The organism is Bradyrhizobium sp. Kon69 (genome assembly GCF_055807515.1).
Map to the genome: position 1 here is coordinate 191188 of NZ_JBVVOS010000006.1, position 16505 is coordinate 207692.

Below are 16505 nucleotides of genomic sequence, written 5' to 3' on the forward strand. Positions count from 1 at the left end.
CGATCGGGCCTGTCAGCCCGATGAACCCGGAGGATTTTCGAATGCGGAGATTTATCCTAGTTGCAATGGCGGTCTCGGGAATGCTGGCCATCATGCCACAGACTGCATCAGCGCAGACCGAGCAAAACCAATGGTGCTCCAAGTTCAAGGGGCATGTGAACTGCAGGTACTCCACCCAAGATCAGTGCCAGGCGTCCCGAAGCGGGAGGGGCGGCACCTGCTTCCCCCGGCAGGCGTCGCGCTAGTTGCGTAGCAGGGCAGCGAAGGGCCATCCAAAACGATGGCGTCGAACGATCCGCTCGTGGACGCCATTCGAGCCGGTGTGGATGCTGCTGTATCGCTACGCCAACTCACGCATCCGCACGTCGAAGGATACCCGGCTGCAGACACCGACAGTCGTGCCGCCGGACACCCGCCAGTCAATACACGATGCCGGATTTTCGAAGCACCGCACGGGACGGCGCCATCCGTCGCCAATCGAGGAATCGCCTGTGAGAGGGTCGGCGGGAAAGCCAGATGCGCTCACGGGCGCCACAGCCCGCGCGTCCTGGTGGAGCGCGACGTCCCGCGCGGCTTCGTTCCTCTGCCTCTGGTTGGTACTTTCCGGCGCCGCTCTCGATGACATTCCTGCCGCGGCAGTCGCCGTCGCAGCGGCAACGTGGACGAGCTTGCATTGGCTGGAACCTGGCAGATCGCGGCGCTCACCTGGCGCCATCTCGCGACTGACATTGCTCTTCCTATATCACTCCATTGTTGCCGGAGTGGACGTCGCGAGGCGGGCACTCGACCCCCGGCTGCCGCTACACCCGGGGTTTATCGCATATCCAACCCGTCTTCCCCGCGGCATTCGTCGTAACGTGTTTGCAACGCTGACGAGCCTGCTACCGGGCACCGTGCCGGCCGCAGAAGATGACGCGCAGATCCTCTATCACTGTCTGAATATCGAACATCCCGTGGTCGCCGAGCTTGCCGAAGAGGAGGCTGCTCTGGTCCGAGCGCTGTACAATGACTGAGTTCCTGACGGCCGCAGTCGGCTTCATCCTGGCCATGCTGGCGCTTGGCCTGGTGTCTATCCTGCGAGGTCCAGGAGACGCCGACCGCATGATGGCGACGCAGTTGATCGGGACCGGAGGTATTGCCGCGCTGCTGCTGCTCGGCACTGTGGCGGGCTCACCCGCGGCAATCGACGTGGCCTTGACCTTGGCACTGCTCGCCACCTTCGCCTCCATCGCGTTCGTCAAGAAGGGACTTTCGCGCTTCGAAGCTGATGGGATCACATCAGCGGAGGACAAATGAGCCTCGCACGCGACATGATGACAGTTGCGGCCGTCTCAGCCGGCGCGTTCTTCTTCCTGGCCGGCACGGTCGGCCTGCTTCGCTTTCCCGACACCCTGACACGTCTGCACGCGCTCACGAAGGCGGACAATCTCGGCCTCGGTCTCGTCGTGCTCGGACTGCTCCCGCAAGCTGCGGGCCTTCGCGACGGGTTGAAGCTGGTCGGCATCTGGCTGCTTGGCCTGCTCGCCGGCGCCACAGTCTCCCAACTGATTGCGCGCGCGGCGCGCCATGGCCAATTGAACCGATGAGCATTGCAACGGTCTTCGAAATTGTGCTCGCTGCGGTCGTTCTGGGACTTGGCGTCTGGACGATCGTCGTGCCTGAGACTTTTTCGGCCACGGTCGGATTCGTCGCCTATGGACTGCTGGTGGCACTTGTCTGGGTACGTCTCGACGCCGTCGATGTCGCGCTGACCGAGGCCGCAATCGGCGGAGGGCTCGGTGGCGTGTTGCTGCTGGGTGCGGCGGCGCGATTGCGTGATGCCGACCTGATGGCGGAGAAAACGCCGGGCACGCTGCTGCGAGCGAGCGCGGCAGCGCTGTCGGTGTTGATGGCCGCAGCCTTGGCCGGTGCGGTCCTGGTGCTGCCCGATCCTGCTCCGACGCTTGCTCCGGCGGCTGTTGCAAAGGCCGGGGCGACAAGTCTGTCCAATCCGGTCACGAACGTGCTGATGGCGTTCCGTACGATGGATACCATGCTCGAGAAAATCGTACTGCTGCTGGCCGTCGTCGGCGTTTGGTCACTTGCATCCGACTTTGCCTGGGGCGGTCGTCCCGGGCCGCGCCACAAAGCCGATCCACGCGGCGTCCTCGTCTTTCTTGCGCGCCTGTTGCCCCCGATTGGCATCGTCGTCGGGATTCATGTCCTCTGGGCCGGCGCCGACCAGCCCGGCGGTGCGTTTCAGGGCGGCGCGATCCTCGCGTCCATGTGGCTGCTGGCCATCATGACGGGTCTGGCGGACACGCCATCCGTGAGCCTTCGCTGGATAAGGCTGATCCTCGTCGCCGGGCCCGGCCTATTCCTTGTTGTTGGCCTCGTCGGACTTCTGTTTGGCGACGCATTCCTTTCCTATCCGCCGGCGCTGGCCAAGCCGCTGATACTCGGCATCGAGGTCACGATGACTTTGACGATCGCGGCAACGCTTGGCCTGCTGCTCGCGGGCGCACCAGAACGGAGCGCACGACCATGAGCACCGTGACTGTGTTCGGACTGTGCGCTGCTGCGGTGGCCAGTCTTGGACTCTACGGTCTGATCACGGACCCGCGGCCGCTGCGGAAGATCATCGCCTTCAATTTGCTGGGCAGCGGCGTGTTTCTCCTGTTCGGCGTCGTCGGGCGGCGCGGTGCGGCGGCAGGGATAGGCAACGATCCGGTGCCGCAGGCCTTAGTGATCACCGGCATTGTCGTCGCGTTTTCAGCGACGGCTCTGGCGATTGCGATCCTGCTGCGGCTGTTCCAGACGACCGCCTTTCTGGAGCCGAGCAGTCGTGCCGCCCCAGGCGATGACGCAGATCGGGCCGGTAGCTGATGCTGCCCCCTGCCCCCGGGCTCGAGGCCATAACAACTCCGAGCGGTTTCCTGCTGGTGCTGTCGATTGCCATGCCCCTTATCGGCGTTGTGCTGGCCTTCGTTCTTGGTGACCGATACGTCAGGCTGGTCGCGTACGCGATAATCCCGCTGGGGCTGGCGATCGCGGTGACGATTCTGGTGGCCCTTAGGCAGAGCGCAGGGCCTCTCGTTTACCTGCTGGGCGCTTGGCCGCCGCCATTGGGGGTGGCTCTGCGCGCGGACGGAGTGTCTGCGGTGATGCTCGCGGCGACCGCGGTCGTGATCTGCGCGGTCGCCGTCTATGCCCATGCTGATTTCAAGGATACGGCGACGCGCGCGCCATTCGCATTCTGGATCCTGCTGCTGGCGATCTGGGCGGCGCTGGACACGATCTTTGTCGGCGGAGACCTCTTCACGCTTTACGTCGCCCTGGAATTGCTGACGTTCGCCGCAGTGCCGCTGGTCTCGCTGGAAGGCCATCCGGATACGCTCCGAGCTGCGATACGGTACCTGCTGTTCGCATTGCTCGGCTCCGTGCTCTACCTGCTGGGCACGGCGCTCCTCTATGGCGGCTATGGTACGCTGGATATCGCGCTGCTGTCGCATCGGATCCAGGCAGAACCCGCCTCATTCCTCGCGGCGGCATTGATGACGGCGGGTCTTCTGGCCAAAACCGCACTGTTTCCCCTACATCTCTGGCTGCCCCCCGCCCACGCGGGCGCGCCGGCGGCCGCCAGCGCCATCCTGTCTGGCCTTGTCGTGAAGGGATCTTTCTTCATCATCGTGCGGCTCTGGTTCAAGGTGATGCCCGCGCTGCCTGGTTTGCCAGCCACGCAGCTGCTCGCCGCTCTGGGAGCATCGGCGATCATTTTCGGCAGCGTTCTCGCTCTTCGCCAGCAACGGCTGAAGCTCTTGGTCGCCTATTCGACCGTAGCACAGCTCGGATATCTCTTCCTGATGTTTCCGCTCGCGTTCGAGGCTTCGGGCAGGCTAGAGGACGGCAACGCTTTGTCAGGCGGTCTGCTGCAGGCCGTCTCCCATGCCACGGCCAAAGCGGCGATGTTCATGGCTGCCGGATCGATCTATGCGAGGCTGGGTCATGATCGCCTCACAGACTTGCATGGTCTGGTGAGAACGATGCCGTTGAGCGTCTTAGCTTTTGCTCTCGCCGGCATCGCGTTGGTAGGCGTACAGCCGAGCGGTGCGTCGCTGGCAAAAGAGCTGTTGCTTCGTGCCGCAGCCGAAAGGGGGCAGTGGTGGTGGGCGGTCGTGCTCGAGGCGGGCGGAATGCTTACAGCGGCCTACGTTGTCTTGGTCCTGGCTCACGCGCTGGTGCCTACGGACGGGCGGATTGCATCGACCGGTCCTGCACTACACGTCCGGAACATCGCGGCGCTTGTGCTGGCCCTGTGCTCGCTATCGCTCGGCCTGTTGCCTTGGGATTCCTATCTAGCCGTCTCGCACGGTTCGGTGTCAGGTTTCTTTGCGGTCGAGACTCTCACCAAAACACTCTCCTCCGTCCTGGGCGGCGTTGTGCTGGCGATCCTGATCGCTCCCTGGCCGCATCCGGATGCCTATTTGATGCGCTGGAAAATGGTCGCCAGCATACTCGGTCTATTTCAACGCAGCTGCCATAGGTCCGTTGGTTGCCTAGAGAGGGCCAATCACGTTCTCTGCCAGTGGCCTGCGGCCAGCGTGTTCCTCCTCATCCTGGCGCTGCTGTTTGGCGCGCTGATGGTTGGGGGGCACACCTTTCGGCCGGGATAAGGTCAGCCTCAGGCGCCCCTCCAGCAACAACGATCAGGAACATCCATCCCCGCGCCTCAGGGTTTTCTCCGATCCCAAGCCGACCGATCGAAGGCTAGTGTTCAACAGCGCGTTCCGCCAGTGGCACGGTTGCACCGGTTGGCGCATCGTCTTGGCTGCGGCGGAGCTTGATCCAGCAGGAGGTTTGCATGTCAGATCTAGTAGCGATCGTGTATCCATCCGAGGCGAAGGCCGAGGAAGTGCGTCAGCGGCTGCTCAAGCTGCAGAAGGAATATCTGATCACCATCAGCGACGCAGTGATCGCCGTGAAGACGGATTCCGGCGGCATCAAGCTCAATCAGCTCGTCAACACGACGTCGATGGGGGCGGTGACCGGCGGTTTCTGGGGACTTCTGATCGGCATGATCTTCCTCAATCCGATCCTCGGTGTCGCCGTCGGCGCAGCTTCCGGCGCACTTGGCGGCGCACTGTCCGATTTCGGCATCGACGACTCCTTCATGAAGGAATTATCAGTATCACTTCACACGGGCAACGCCGCCTTGTTCGTGCTGATCAAGAATATGACTGCGGACAAGGTCTTGAAGGAGATCAAGGACGCCGGAGGGACCGTGCTGAAGACGTCCCTGGACGACGCCAAAGAACAGGCTCTGCGCGACGCACTCGCAAACGCCGCGGAGCGGCCGGCGGCCTGAAGCTACTTAGCGGCGATTTCCGACCAGACGCAGCAGCATCATGAACAGGTTGATAAAGTTGAGATACAGCGACAGCGCTGAAATCACCGACTTGCGGCCCCTGGTTGTTTCGTCGTCCCGGCTGTCATGCATCGCCTTGATCCGTTGCGTGTCGTAGGCCGTCAGCCCGGCAAACACGCCGACGCCCACAATCGAGATCAGCCAGTCAAGCCCGCTGGATTGCAGGAACAGATTCACCAGGGTGGCGATGATGATCCCGATAAGGCCCATGAACAGGAAGGTGCCGAGACCGGATAGGTCGCGGCTTGTGGTATAGCCAAAGACGCTGAGCGCCCCGAACGTCGCCGCGGTGATGAAGAAGACGCGCGAAATCGAGGCGCTGGTGTAGATGTGGAGCAGCGTCGAGAGCGACACGCCGACCAGCGCCGCATAGATGAAGAACAGCAGACGCGCGGTCGACACCGACAGCGTATTGATCCGCGAGCCGATGAAGAAGACCAAACCCAGCGGCGCCAGTATGAAGACCCACATCAACGGGCTCTGCAGCAGGGCAGGACTGGTGAGCTGATAGGTGAGCCACGCGACAACGGCCGTTAGGCCGATGCCGGCAGCCATATAGTTGTAGATGCGCAGCATGTAGCTACGCAGTCCAGCATTGACCGCGATTGCCGCGCCGCCGCCCGCTCCCGCCATCGTCACGTTCGGATCATAGTTCGACATTGCCTGTCTCCTGCCAGAGCTCGCTAATCAGGTCATGCTATCTCTGGGTATCAGTAGACGGCATCGGACAATCACCCGAGAGTTGGCAAGGACAATCACCCTATCGCACAGCTTTTTACTGCGCACCTGAGCACGGTGATTACGAACCGGTAATCGAAACCGCCGGAAGTGTCCTCCTTTGGGCGGAGACGCGTTACGCGTTTGTCACTTGGAAAACGGCCGCGATCCGGCCTAATCCGGCCAGTATGCGCTTCTACTTTCATATCGTCGACAAATACGGTCTCTCGCCCGATAGGACTGGATGCGAGCTCGCCGATCAGGACGCAGCGTCCCTGCATGCCCGATGCATAGCGGCTGAGCTCGCGAAGGCCGGCGAGTTCTGCCGTTTCAGCGTCGTGCTTTTGGCGGCCGCTTCCGGGCCATCATCCGGTCCCGGTCAAATCGCGACTGCCCCTCCCCCAAACACTTGAGGGCGATGCCCAACCTTACAGTACGTCAATTTCCTGCCCTCGCTGCCTACAGAGAATCCCGGATGTGCGAAGGGGAGAGCCACGTCTAGGGTCCTCTCCAATGCGGCGGGCATCAGTGCCCGTCGCATCCCGGATTGGAAGGCCATCCCGTCATGGCTCCCCCGCCGAATGCGGCCGACCAGAAACTCTCGCGGAATGCTCTCATCGCGCTCGTGATCGGCTCGATGGTGGGGTCCGGCATTTTCGCACTACCTGCAGCGTTCGGACGAACCACTGGTGCGCTTGGAGCAATGATCGCCTGGGCTATCGCGGGCAGCGGCATGCTGATGCTGGCTTTCGTGTTCCAGACGTTGTCACACCGCAAGCCCGACCTCGATGCCGGGATCTATGCCTATGCCAGAGCCGGATTTGGCGACTACATCGGCTTTGCTTCAGCCGTCGGGTACTGGATCGGTTGCTGTCTTGCAGACGTCGCCTGTCTCGTCTTGATCAAGGCAACGCTCGGGCAGTTTTTTCCCGTGTTCGGCGACGGGACAACTCCGATGGCGATCGCTTCGGCGTCTGTCCTGCTGTGGGGAGTGCACATTTTGCTGCTGCGCGGCATCAAGAGCGCAGCCACGCTCAATACGATTGCGACCTACACAAAGATCATCCCGATTTTGCTGTTCATTGGCACTGCCGTCATTGCTTTTAATGGCGATCTGTTCGCCGTTAATTTCCACGGAACGGAGCAGTCGGATGCGTCGAGTGTGTCTTCTCAGGTTCGCGGCACGATGCTGCTGACCGTGTTCGTTTTCGTCGGAATTGAAGGCGCGAGCGTCTACTCCCGCTACGCTCGGCGTCGTGCCGACGTCGGATTCGCAACCCTCGCCGGGTTTCTGACGGTGCTCGGCCTACTCGTTCTCGTGACGCTCTTGTCCTACGGCGTGTTGCCGAGGGCTGAACTGGCCGATCTTCCGACGCCATCCATGGCTGGCGTGATGGAAGCGATTGTCGGCCGCTGGGGCGGCGTATTCATCAGCCTGGCGCTCCTGATCTCGGTTCTCGGCAACTACCTATCTTGGTCACTGCTGGCGGCCGAGATCCTGCATTCAGCGGCGATCCACCGCACCATGCCTTCCTTTCTTGCCAGGGTGAATGCGCACAAGGTCCCTGCCGGCGCGCTCTGGCTCACAAATTGCGTCATCCAGATCTTTCTGCTGGTCGCCTGGTTTGCGGAGTACGCGTTCACACTCGCGTTGAAGATGACGAGCGCGATGACGCTGATCCCGTATTTCTTTGTTGCGGCGTACGGCTTAAAGCTTGCCTGGTCGGGCGATACCTACCGCGCGGGCGAGCGCGCTCGCACCACCGACTGGATCCGATCGGCTATCGCAACGATCTATGCAGCTGGCATGATCTACGCCGGCGGACCGAAATTTCTCTTGCTGTCGTCCATCCTCTATGTACCCGGCACTCTGCTGTTCCTGCTTGCAAAACGCGAGCGCAAGGAAGCGATCTTCAGGCCATTCGAAGCTATGCTTTTTGCAGCGATCACGATTGCCGCGTGCGCCGGCGTTTACGCACTCGCAATCGGAGTCATATCGATTTGATTCTTTGTCCCTAGTTGCATGGAGGCGAATATGAGCACACGGGCCATCTGTGGCGCCTTGATCATGTGCGGATCGGTGGCGGTCTGCGCCTTTCCAACCGTGTCGCTGGCCCAGTTGACTGAGACCGGCGTCTCTGCCCAAAGCGGCGCCGGCGCGTCGCCACCGGAGAAGACAGCTCCCAACACCAATACGAACCCGACGAAGCACCGCTACTGGCGTCATCGCGGAGGAAAGCATCCGCACTTTGGCAGCCGGCGCGTCCGGACCTAGGTGCCACAGGCGACGGCGATTGAACCGATACCATGAAAGAGTCCAGAACAGCACCGGAGAGACTCTGCGGGATCGCTCCACGCGATGACTCCGCCGTCGTGCCGGAGAACGGCACACGGCGCGGCATTCTCGCAACCGGGCTCGGCCTGGTGGCCGCCTGCGTCTTGCTGTTTCTGGTGTGGCAGACAGTCTCCAGTCTCCTGCTGATCTTTGCAGGCGTGTTGTTCGCCGCGTTTCTGGATGCTTGCGCAAGAGCCCTGGCGGCCGTCCTCCCGCTCAATCGCGCCTCGCGGCTGACGCTGGTTCTGTTGCTGTTCTCCGCTCTGTCGGGATTTGGACTGATCTGGGGCGCGGGCAAGCTGCCGGAGCAGACGCGCCTCTTGCTGAAGGTCATGGACAACCAGCTCGACATCCTGCAGGAGCATCTTCTGTCATATGGCGTGGATCTGCTCGGTCCGGAATGGGGCCGCGACTTTGCGCAGTGGCTGTTCTCGGATCAAGGCCGGCTTCTCAGCCATGCTCAGTTCCTGCTTGGCGGAGCGTCGAGCCTTCTGACCGGTGTCCTGGTGGTCCTGTTCCTCGGGATCCTCTTTGGTCTAGACCCAACCAGCCACCGTGAAAGCCTGATCATGCTGGTGAAGCCCGCCCAGCGCCAGCGGACGAGAACGGTCATGGACGAGATGGGCAATGTCATGCGGCTGTGGCTCGTCGGGCAGTTCATCCGCGTCGTACTCATGACGTTGTGGGTCTGGGCCGCGCTCTATCTCATCGGGCTGCCCGGCCCCTTCGTGCTCGGACTGCAGGCGGGCCTTTCGAATTTCATCCCCTATGTCGGACCGATCGTAGCCGGAATACCGATCGCACTGGTCGCAATGCCGCTCGGCAGTTCCGTGCTGATCTGGGCCGTCCTCATTTACTCGATCATCCAGTCGGTCGAAGGCTATTTGATCGGTCCGCTGATCCAGCGTCAGGCCGTCGAGATCCCTCCTGCCTGGACGTTGGTCGCCATCGTCCTGCTCGGTGCGCTGTTCGGCGTCCTCGGCATCGCGCTCGCCATGCCCCTGGTGGCGATCGGCCGTGTCGCAATCATCCGATTCTATGTCGAGGACTACCTCGGCGACGAGTTCAAGCAGACGTTCAACAGCGGTGAATCGTGAGTGAGGAGCCTATGAACCAGAGCGGTGCGCCACGGCAGGAGGGTACCGATCCTCCCTCGCCTCAATCGACAATGGCTCAATTCCTGTGGCAGCAGCTTCCTTATGTCGTGGCGCTGGTGCTTGCCATCGCGGGCGTTGCCTATACCAGCGTTTCCCGCCAACCTCTCGTCGGCTACTGGGAATTCCTGGCGCTTGCCATCTGCATCGTGTGCGTCGTCACCAAATGGCCGGAAACCCAAGGCAAGGAGGCCCGGCTCCGCTTGATCTGGACCCAGGCGCTGCATTGGGTCGCCGTGCTGGTCACGATGAACATCATTCTGGTCTCGGGCGTCCAGCAATTGCTTCCGACCCCGGCGACCGGCCTTGTCCTGCTGACTTTGCTTGCGCTCGGCACGTTCCTCGCTGGCGTCAGCCTTCTATCGCTGCAGATCTCTTTCCTCGGCCTTGCCATGGGCATTGCCGTCCCGGCGATATCCTGGCTGAAGCAGTCAGTCTTTTTCTTCCTGCTGGGCGCAGTGCTGCTGATTGGACTCGGCATCACATTCTGGCTCCGCCAGGACAGCCGACCGAGGAGCGCGCCCTCCGATACCAACAGTCAAGTGGAGGCCTGCGAATGATACGACTTGTTGCAGTCTTCGGCGCATCCGCACTGCTGTGCGCCGCCACCCCACCTGCGCGCGCCGAGACGTTTAGGGTCGGCCGGCTCCTGTGCTTCAGCAACCCGCGCGTCGGGCTTGTGCTCGGATCGGTGCAGTCGTTGCGCTGCACATTCTTTGCGAGAAATCCGCCGAGGCAGTTCATCTATGAGGGACGAATCCGGCGTGTCGGCCTTGATATCGGCGTGACCAGCGCAGGCACCTTGTCTTGGGCCGTGCTCGCCAAAAACTCGCGGATCGGATCCGCCACCTTGCGCGGCAACTATGTCGGCGCGAGCGGCAGCTTTGCGTTCGGCCCCGGGCTCGGCGCGAACGTCCTGATCGGTGGCTCGCGACGGAGCGTGATGTTGCAACCCCTGTCGATCGAGCGATCGATCGGGATCAACCTGGCCGCCGGCGTCACTAACCTGACGCTGGGTCCGCGCGGCCAGCGATAGCTTGCAAAGGCGATCGAGCACACAATCGCTCCGCTCGTGGCCCACGAGAACATTCCCGCCCCATCGCTCAGGGTTTCGTCGGATGTCGATAGCGGAGGTTCGACGCTAGCGTCCCAAGCGTGCCGACGATCACGCAGACCAGGAGGATGGGATGACAGTTTATGATGACCGCTCCGATATCGAGACTTTGGGCGCCCCTCCGCTGTGGGTCTGTGCCCTTCTCGGAATCGTGATGATCGCCGCCGGTTTCGCAGCTCTCAGCGACGTGGCGTTCGCAACCATCATCAGCGTCAAGTTCATCGGGCTGATGGCCATCGCGGCCGGGGCGTTCGAGATCATCCATGCATTCTGGACCAAGGGATGGGGTGGGTTCCTATGGCAGATCCTGCTCGGCGCGCTCTACGCCGCCTTCGGCCTTGTGCTGCTTACCCAGCCCGCCTCGGGTGCCCTGATCCTCACCTACCTCCTCGGCGCGGTGCTGTTCGCCTCAGGCGTCATTCGATGCGTGCTGAGCTTCGCCCATTGGCGGCAGAACGGATGGATGATGCTGATCTCGGGCATTTTTGGGCTGCTCGCCGGCGTGCTGATTCTATTCGGCTTTCCGACCATCAGCGTCTGGGCCCTCGGATTTCTGCTTGGCGTCGACCTGATTTCGCACGGCCTCGCCTGGCTGCTTTACGCGCTTCAGGCGGCGCGGCGAACCGCCTAACAAAGGAGAAGAAACATGATGGACACACCGAGCCGTCGGGCTTTCCTTGGCTTTGCTCAGAATGCCGTCGCTGCCGTGGCGATCGGCGCCATCGGGGCTCGTTTCATTGAGGCCGCGGAAGCAATGCCTATTGCTCACGATCTCGGCCGGCCGAGCGAGCAACCAGACCTCCCGACGCAAGCACAATGGGGACCGCCGTCTCGTCGTCGGGGATGGGGTCGGCCGCGCCGGCGTCGCTGGGTGTGCTGGTGGCATCGCGGTCGTCGCCGTTGCGGATGGCGGTGGCGCTAACAACGCGTCCTCGCGCAATCCGCGGTCGACAGATTCGCCGCGACGCCGGCACTAGTCCCAATCAGACGAAGGAGGCAGCCTTGCGCATCACCAATCGATGGGTCGTTGGGACCTTTCTGGCAGCTCTTCTCGTTGCGGCAACCTGGTATTGCGTGGCGGTATGGCAGGCAACGCCGTCCATGCCGCTTTACCGCAACGTCATCCTGGGAGGCGCTGCAATCCTGATGCTGGTCACCGGCTGCGGACTGATCGGGCTGATGTTCTACAGCCGCCGCAAGGGCTACGACGAACCCGCGCGCAGCAATCGCATGCGGCGGGAGTAGCGAGGCGCCGGTGAAGCACTGACCCGGCTCCAGATCCGTTGTAAGGAGCGGACAATGAACTTTGCTAGCGTCTCGATCAGGCTGCTGGGGGCAACTCTCCTGATGGTCACCGCCGGCGGATCGGCCCAAACCCAATCGACTTCGGCCGCGCCACCCGCGGTCGGCATCGTGGAAGCGGGCAAGCGGCCGATCACCGAGAGCACTGAATTTCTCGGGCGGATCGAGGCGATTAATCGGGTCAACCTCGTCGCTCGCGTCACTGCATTTCTGGAACGGCGCCTGTTCGAGGAAGGCGCCGAAATCAGCAAAGGCGATGAGCTCTATCGGCTTGAGCGTGGCCCCTTCGAATCGGATCTCGCATCGAAACAGGCGCAGGTGTCCCAGCTTGAGGCCACACTCGAGAATGCCAAGCTGACGACCGAACGCGCGCGGACCTTGCTCGGAGGCCCTGCCGGGCAACAGTCCACCTACGACGCAGCAATAGCGAGCCAGCGCAGCCTCGAAGCCCAGGTGCGAGCCGCGCAAGCCGGGGTCCAGGCCTCTCAGATCAATCTCGATTACACAGTGATCAGCGCGCCGATCGCCGGCAAGATCGGACGCACGGCGGTGACGGTGGGCAACGTCGTCAGTCCAAGCTCGGGGGTACTGACCAGAATCGTCAGCCAAGACCCGATGTACGTCACCTTTCCCGTGCCGGTGCGTCAGGGACTGGAGCTGCGCGAAAGATACGCGCCGCAAGGCGGTCTGGAAGCCGTGGTCATCAGGCTGCGACTGCCGAACGGGCGAATGTACGAAAAAACCGGCAAGCTGAACTTCGTCGACAATACCATCGCCCAGAGCACTGATACGATCACCGTGCGAGGCGAGATCGCCAATCCGATCCTGCGGGCGCCCTCGGCGGCCGGTGTCTCCGTTCACGAGTTGACCGATGGCGAGTTCGTGACCGTGGTGCTGGAGGGCGTTCAGCCGGTCGAGGTGCTGGTGATCCCTCGCTCGGCCGTGCTCTCCGATCAGCAGGGCAACTATGTTCTCGCTGTCGGCGCCGACAACGAAGCCGAACAGCGTCGCATCCAGCTCGGGCAATCGACCCCGACTGTCGCGGCGGTGATCGCCGGACTTGCGGCCGGCGACAAGGTGATTGTCGAAGGCCTGCAGCGGGTTCGTCCCGGCCAGACGGTGTCGCCAGGACCGGCCAGCGCGCTGATCCTGTCGAGCATGAAAGCCGCCGCAGATGGCACGGCTCCCCAAACCGATTACGGCCCCGCCGGCAAGGCTCGTCCGGCGGATAACAAACCATGATGTCCGCCCTCTTCATCGATCGTCCGCGGCTTTCGATGGTGATCGCGTTCATCATCACGATTGCCGGCGCACTGGCGCTGGCGCAAATCCCGGTGGCGCAATTTCCAGACATCGTGCCGCCACAGGTCACGGTCGCCGGCATCTTCCCGGGCGCGTCCGCCGAGGTTGTAGAGAGTAGTGTCGCCCAGCCGCTGGAGGCGCAGATCATTGGAAGCGACCGCGCACTCTACATGAAATCGACTAGCGCCAATGACGGCAGCTACACACTGACGGTTTCGTTCGCGCTCGGTACCAACCCCGACATCAATACCATCAACGTCAACAACCGCGTGCAGAGTGCTCTGTCGCAATTGCCCACCGAAGTACAGCAGCAGGGCGTGACGGTGCACAAGCGCTCCTCGTCGATCCTGCAGTTCCTCGTACTCTATAGCGGAAATGGCCAACAGGACCCGCTCTTCATCACCAACTATGCAATCATCAACGTGCTTGATGCGATCGCCAGCACGCCAGGGGTCGGCCAGGCGAACCTGTTCGCGAAGATGAACTACTCGATGCGGATCTGGTTTGACACGCAGCGGCTCACCAGCCTCAACCTCACGCCGTCAGACGTCATTGCCGCGATCCGTACGCAGAGCGTCCAGGCCCCGGTCGGCCGCATCGGCGCGCGCCCGATCAGCGACGACCAGCAGTTCCAGTTCAATGTGCAGACCCTGGGCAGGCTCGCCACCGTCGATCAATTCACCCAAATCGTGCTGCGGGCCAATCCGGACGGTTCATCGCTGCTCGTGGGCGACGTTGCCCGCGTCGAGATGGGCGCGCAAAATCTCGACAGCGAAGCGCGGATCGACGGACGTGCGGCCGTGCCGATCGCGATCTATCTGTCACCAGGTGCCAACGCCGTGACCACCGCACAGGCAGTGACAGCGACGATGCAGCGGCTGTCGCAGCATTTTCCCACGGGGCTGAGCTACCTAGTACAATACGATTCAACGAGCTTCGTGCGCGCCACCATCGCGGAAGTGTTGCAGACGCTAGGCGAGGCCTTCGTGCTGGTCGTGATCGTGGTATACCTGTTCCTCGGCAATCTCCGGGCCACCGTGATCCCGGCCGTTGCCGTTCCCGTGAGCCTGGTCGGCACCTTCGCCGTGCTGCTGTTGCTCGGATATTCGGCCAACACGGTGTCCCTGCTCGCCATGGTGCTCGCCATCGGCATCGTGGTGGACGACGCTATCGTGGTCGTTGAGAATGTCGAGCGGGTCATGGAGGACGAGCCCTCGCTTTCTCCCGCCGAGGCCAGCAAGAAGGCTATGACGCAGATCACGGCGCCGATCATCGCGATCACGCTGGTGCTGCTCTCCGTCTTCGTGCCGATCGCTTTCATTCCCGGCATTTCCGGCACGCTGTTTCGCCAGTTTGCGGTGACAATCAGCGCCGCGATGATGATCTCGGCACTGAATGCACTGACGCTGTCGCCGGCGCTGTGCGCTCTGTTCCTGCGCCACACCGGGCCGCGGCGTGGCTTGATCGGTCGTGTGCTTGGCGGCATCGACTGGTTGCGGGACCGCTACAGCAGCGGCGTGCGCCGCTTGGTGCGGAAGGCGGGGCTCTCCCTCTTGCTGATTGCCCTATTCGGCGCCGGAATCTTCGGCATGTCGCTGATCACCCCGACGGGTTTCCTGCCCGAGGAAGATCAGGGAGCCTTCTTCACCTCGGTACAACTGCCAGACGGCGCGTCGGTGGCACGAACCAGCGAAGTCACCCAACAGCTCGAACATATACTGAAGCAGATGCCCGCCGTCGATCACGTCCTTGCCATCATCGGCTTTTCCCTGCTCGACGGCGCATCCGAACCGAACAGCGCACTTGTGGTCACGCGCCTGAAGCCGTTTGCCGATCGCAAGGCTGCAACTGATTCCGCGCAAGGGCTGATCGGGCAAATCTTCGCCGCCGGCGCGCAAATCCGGCAGGCGAATGTCCTGCCGTTCAATCTGCCGCCGATCATCGGGCTCTCCACCGGCGGCGGGTTCGAATACCAACTCCAGGCATTGGAAGGACAGAGCCCAGCCCAAATCTCCGGCGTCACGGGTGCGCTGATCGGCGCTGCCAACGCCGACCCACGGCTCACGCGCGTCTTTTCAACCTTCACTGCGACCAATCCGTCGATCTATCTCGATATCGACCGTCGCAAGTCCCAGACGCTCGGAGTGACAATCAGCGACATCTTCACGGCCCTACAGGCGACGCTCGGCGGCATCTACGTCAACAACTTCAATCGATTTGGCCGCACCTGGCAGGTTAACGTTCAGGGCGAAGCGCTCGATCGCGCCGATATTTCGGACATCTGGCAAATCTACGTGCGCAACGCCAACGGCCAAATGGTGCCGATCAGGTCGCTCGCCGGGATCAAGATCGTGACCGGACCTCAGGTGATCACCCGCTACAACAATTATCGCTCGGTGACGGTGAACGGTAGCCCGGCGCCCGGTGTCTCCTCAGGTACCGCCCTCACAGCGATGGCCGACGTCTCTCATGCCGTACTGCCTGCCGGCTACGGTTTCGACTGGACCGGCACCGCCTATCAGGAGCAACAGGCCGCCGGCCAGACCGGAATTGTGCTCACGCTTGCCGTGCTGTTCGCGTATTTGTTCCTGGTCGCGCTCTATGAGAGCACGATTATCCCGATCCCGGTCCTGTTGTCGGTCCTGGTCGGCGTGCTCGGCTCCTATGTCGGCATCAAGGTCGCTGGCCTCAATCTCGATCTGTACGGTCAGATCGGGCTCGTGGTGCTGATCGCACTCGCCGCCAAAAACGGCATCCTGATCGTCGAGTTTGCGAAGGAGCAGCGTGAGGCGGGCGTGGCGCTCGAGCAAGCCGCGATCCAGGGCGCACATATGCGTTTCCGCGCAGTGATGATGACTTCCGTTGCCTTCATCCTTGGTCTCCTGCCGCTTGTGATTGCGACCGGCGCCGCCGAGCTCAGCCGCAGGGCCGTCGGCACAGCCGTGTTCGCAGGCATGCTTGCGGCGAGCTCTGTTGGGATCTTCGTGGTGCCGATGCTCTACGTGGCGTTTCAGCGCCTGCGCGAGCGGGCAAAGGGGAAGTCCAAAGCAACCCGTGGGCCGACATCACCGATCGATGAGACGGTCTAGGCAATGGCAAGCAATCGAAAAGGCTGGCTGACCGCCCTTCTCGACCGTGGTCCTCGTCGCGGCCGGATATTTCGCCCCAGCCGCTGTC

The 16505-nt window shown here is 62.4% G+C and carries 19 protein-coding genes; 18 read left to right on the plus strand and 1 reads right to left on the minus strand.

Features of this window, described 5'->3' with window-relative positions:
- Positions 1–41: 41 nt before the first annotated feature.
- From AC0L3U_RS10745 to AC0L3U_RS10780, 8 genes are all read left to right on the plus strand, one after another.
- The gene (locus tag AC0L3U_RS10745) at positions 42–245 is read left to right on the plus strand and encodes a DUF3551 domain-containing protein (protein WP_007601212.1); all 204 of its coding nucleotides are present in this window, start codon (positions 42–44) and stop codon (positions 243–245) included.
- An 81-nt stretch (positions 246–326) separates the two neighbouring features.
- Positions 327–1013: a Na+/H+ antiporter subunit E gene (locus tag AC0L3U_RS10750; RefSeq protein ID WP_473361727.1), complete on the plus strand. Its 687-nt coding sequence runs from the start codon at positions 327–329 to the stop codon at positions 1011–1013.
- Positions 1006–1296, plus strand: coding sequence for an MrpF/PhaF family protein (locus tag AC0L3U_RS10755; protein ID WP_473361728.1), 291 nt, complete (start codon positions 1006–1008; stop codon positions 1294–1296). The genes AC0L3U_RS10750 and AC0L3U_RS10755 overlap by 8 nt, the downstream gene beginning before the upstream one ends.
- Positions 1293–1586, plus strand: a complete 294-nt coding sequence (locus tag AC0L3U_RS10760; RefSeq protein WP_219683137.1) for a monovalent cation/H(+) antiporter subunit G — start codon at positions 1293–1295, stop codon at positions 1584–1586. Before AC0L3U_RS10755 ends, AC0L3U_RS10760 begins: the two co-directional genes overlap by 4 nt.
- A complete protein-coding gene (locus AC0L3U_RS10765) occupies positions 1583–2527 on the plus strand; it encodes an MnhB domain-containing protein (protein WP_473361729.1) in 945 nt (314 codons plus the stop codon). The genes AC0L3U_RS10760 and AC0L3U_RS10765 overlap by 4 nt, the downstream gene beginning before the upstream one ends.
- Positions 2524–2865: an NADH-quinone oxidoreductase subunit K gene (locus AC0L3U_RS10770; protein WP_473361730.1), complete on the plus strand. Its 342-nt coding sequence runs from the start codon at positions 2524–2526 to the stop codon at positions 2863–2865. Before AC0L3U_RS10765 ends, AC0L3U_RS10770 begins: the two co-directional genes overlap by 4 nt.
- A complete protein-coding gene (locus AC0L3U_RS10775) occupies positions 2865–4652 on the plus strand; it encodes a complex I subunit 5 family protein (RefSeq protein ID WP_473361731.1) in 1788 nt (595 codons plus the stop codon). Before AC0L3U_RS10770 ends, AC0L3U_RS10775 begins: the two co-directional genes overlap by 1 nt.
- Positions 4653–4840: 188 nt before the next feature.
- Positions 4841–5344, plus strand: coding sequence for a DUF1269 domain-containing protein (locus AC0L3U_RS10780; RefSeq protein ID WP_473361732.1), 504 nt, complete (start codon positions 4841–4843; stop codon positions 5342–5344).
- Between the two features lie 6 nt (positions 5345–5350).
- Here AC0L3U_RS10780 and AC0L3U_RS10785 read toward each other — a convergent pair whose 3' ends face one another.
- Positions 5351–6064 (minus strand): Bax inhibitor-1/YccA family protein, encoded by a 714-nt coding sequence (locus AC0L3U_RS10785; protein WP_473361733.1) that lies wholly within the window; start codon positions 6062–6064, stop codon positions 5351–5353.
- Between the two features lie 245 nt (positions 6065–6309).
- On the opposite strand from AC0L3U_RS10785, the gene AC0L3U_RS10790 reads away from it, so the two are divergent.
- The 10 genes from AC0L3U_RS10790 (at position 6310) to AC0L3U_RS10835 (ending at position 16417) form a co-directional block, all read left to right on the plus strand.
- Complete coding sequence (locus AC0L3U_RS10790; RefSeq protein WP_473361734.1) at positions 6310–6534, plus strand: DUF6894 family protein; 225 nt, start codon at positions 6310–6312, stop codon at positions 6532–6534.
- Positions 6535–6686: 152 nt separating this feature from the next.
- On the plus strand, positions 6687–8126 hold the full coding sequence (locus AC0L3U_RS10795) for a basic amino acid/polyamine antiporter (RefSeq protein ID WP_473361735.1): 1440 nt from the start codon (positions 6687–6689) through the stop codon (positions 8124–8126).
- Positions 8127–8428: 302 nt separating this feature from the next.
- Complete coding sequence (locus tag AC0L3U_RS10800) at positions 8429–9553, plus strand: AI-2E family transporter (protein ID WP_473361736.1); 1125 nt, start codon at positions 8429–8431, stop codon at positions 9551–9553.
- A gap of 11 nt (positions 9554–9564) precedes the next feature.
- Positions 9565–10170 carry a hypothetical protein gene (locus tag AC0L3U_RS10805; protein ID WP_473361737.1) on the plus strand — a complete coding sequence of 202 codons (606 nt, stop codon included), beginning with the start codon at positions 9565–9567 and terminating at the stop codon, positions 10168–10170.
- The gene (locus tag AC0L3U_RS10810) at positions 10161–10646 is read left to right on the plus strand and encodes a DUF992 domain-containing protein (protein ID WP_279662928.1); all 486 of its coding nucleotides are present in this window, start codon (positions 10161–10163) and stop codon (positions 10644–10646) included. The genes AC0L3U_RS10805 and AC0L3U_RS10810 overlap by 10 nt, the downstream gene beginning before the upstream one ends.
- 151 nt (positions 10647–10797) lie before the next feature.
- A complete protein-coding gene (locus AC0L3U_RS10815; protein ID WP_473361738.1) occupies positions 10798–11355 on the plus strand; it encodes an HdeD family acid-resistance protein in 558 nt (185 codons plus the stop codon).
- Positions 11356–11373: 18 nt separating this feature from the next.
- Positions 11374–11646, plus strand: coding sequence for a twin-arginine translocation signal domain-containing protein (locus tag AC0L3U_RS10820; protein ID WP_473361795.1), 273 nt, complete (start codon positions 11374–11376; stop codon positions 11644–11646).
- Positions 11647–11726: 80 nt separating this feature from the next.
- Complete coding sequence (locus AC0L3U_RS10825) at positions 11727–11969, plus strand: hypothetical protein (protein WP_473361739.1); 243 nt, start codon at positions 11727–11729, stop codon at positions 11967–11969.
- A gap of 54 nt (positions 11970–12023) precedes the next feature.
- Positions 12024–13268 carry an efflux RND transporter periplasmic adaptor subunit gene (locus AC0L3U_RS10830; protein ID WP_473361740.1) on the plus strand — a complete coding sequence of 415 codons (1245 nt, stop codon included), beginning with the start codon at positions 12024–12026 and terminating at the stop codon, positions 13266–13268.
- Positions 13265–16417: an efflux RND transporter permease subunit gene (locus AC0L3U_RS10835; RefSeq protein ID WP_473361741.1), complete on the plus strand. Its 3153-nt coding sequence runs from the start codon at positions 13265–13267 to the stop codon at positions 16415–16417. Before AC0L3U_RS10830 ends, AC0L3U_RS10835 begins: the two co-directional genes overlap by 4 nt.
- Positions 16418–16505: the final 88 nt, after the last annotated feature.

Bases quoted from the DNA above. Each gene is read 5' to 3' on its own strand.
- AC0L3U_RS10765 (WP_473361729.1), top strand. From the start codon at position 1,583: ATGAGCATTGCAACGGTCTTCGAAATTGTGCTCGCTGCGGTCGTTCTG.
- AC0L3U_RS10755 (WP_473361728.1), top strand. From the start codon at position 1,006: ATGACTGAGTTCCTGACGGCCGCAGTCGGCTTCATCCTGGCCATGCTG.
- AC0L3U_RS10820 (WP_473361795.1), top strand. From the start codon at position 11,374: ATGGACACACCGAGCCGTCGGGCTTTCCTTGGCTTTGCTCAGAATGCC.
- AC0L3U_RS10770 (WP_473361730.1), top strand. From the start codon at position 2,524: ATGAGCACCGTGACTGTGTTCGGACTGTGCGCTGCTGCGGTGGCCAGT.
- AC0L3U_RS10800 (WP_473361736.1), top strand. From the start codon at position 8,429: ATGAAAGAGTCCAGAACAGCACCGGAGAGACTCTGCGGGATCGCTCCA.
- AC0L3U_RS10750 (WP_473361727.1), top strand. From the start codon at position 327: ATGCTGCTGTATCGCTACGCCAACTCACGCATCCGCACGTCGAAGGAT.
- AC0L3U_RS10760 (WP_219683137.1), top strand. From the start codon at position 1,293: ATGAGCCTCGCACGCGACATGATGACAGTTGCGGCCGTCTCAGCCGGC.
- AC0L3U_RS10775 (WP_473361731.1), top strand. From the start codon at position 2,865: ATGCTGCCCCCTGCCCCCGGGCTCGAGGCCATAACAACTCCGAGCGGT.
- AC0L3U_RS10805 (WP_473361737.1), top strand. From the start codon at position 9,565: ATGAACCAGAGCGGTGCGCCACGGCAGGAGGGTACCGATCCTCCCTCG.
- AC0L3U_RS10785 (WP_473361733.1), bottom strand. From the start codon at position 6,064: ATGTCGAACTATGATCCGAACGTGACGATGGCGGGAGCGGGCGGCGGC.
- AC0L3U_RS10815 (WP_473361738.1), top strand. From the start codon at position 10,798: ATGACAGTTTATGATGACCGCTCCGATATCGAGACTTTGGGCGCCCCT.
- AC0L3U_RS10790 (WP_473361734.1), top strand. From the start codon at position 6,310: ATGCGCTTCTACTTTCATATCGTCGACAAATACGGTCTCTCGCCCGAT.
- AC0L3U_RS10835 (WP_473361741.1), top strand. From the start codon at position 13,265: ATGATGTCCGCCCTCTTCATCGATCGTCCGCGGCTTTCGATGGTGATC.
- AC0L3U_RS10745 (WP_007601212.1), top strand. From the start codon at position 42: ATGCGGAGATTTATCCTAGTTGCAATGGCGGTCTCGGGAATGCTGGCC.
- AC0L3U_RS10780 (WP_473361732.1), top strand. From the start codon at position 4,841: ATGTCAGATCTAGTAGCGATCGTGTATCCATCCGAGGCGAAGGCCGAG.
- AC0L3U_RS10830 (WP_473361740.1), top strand. From the start codon at position 12,024: ATGAACTTTGCTAGCGTCTCGATCAGGCTGCTGGGGGCAACTCTCCTG.
- AC0L3U_RS10795 (WP_473361735.1), top strand. From the start codon at position 6,687: ATGGCTCCCCCGCCGAATGCGGCCGACCAGAAACTCTCGCGGAATGCT.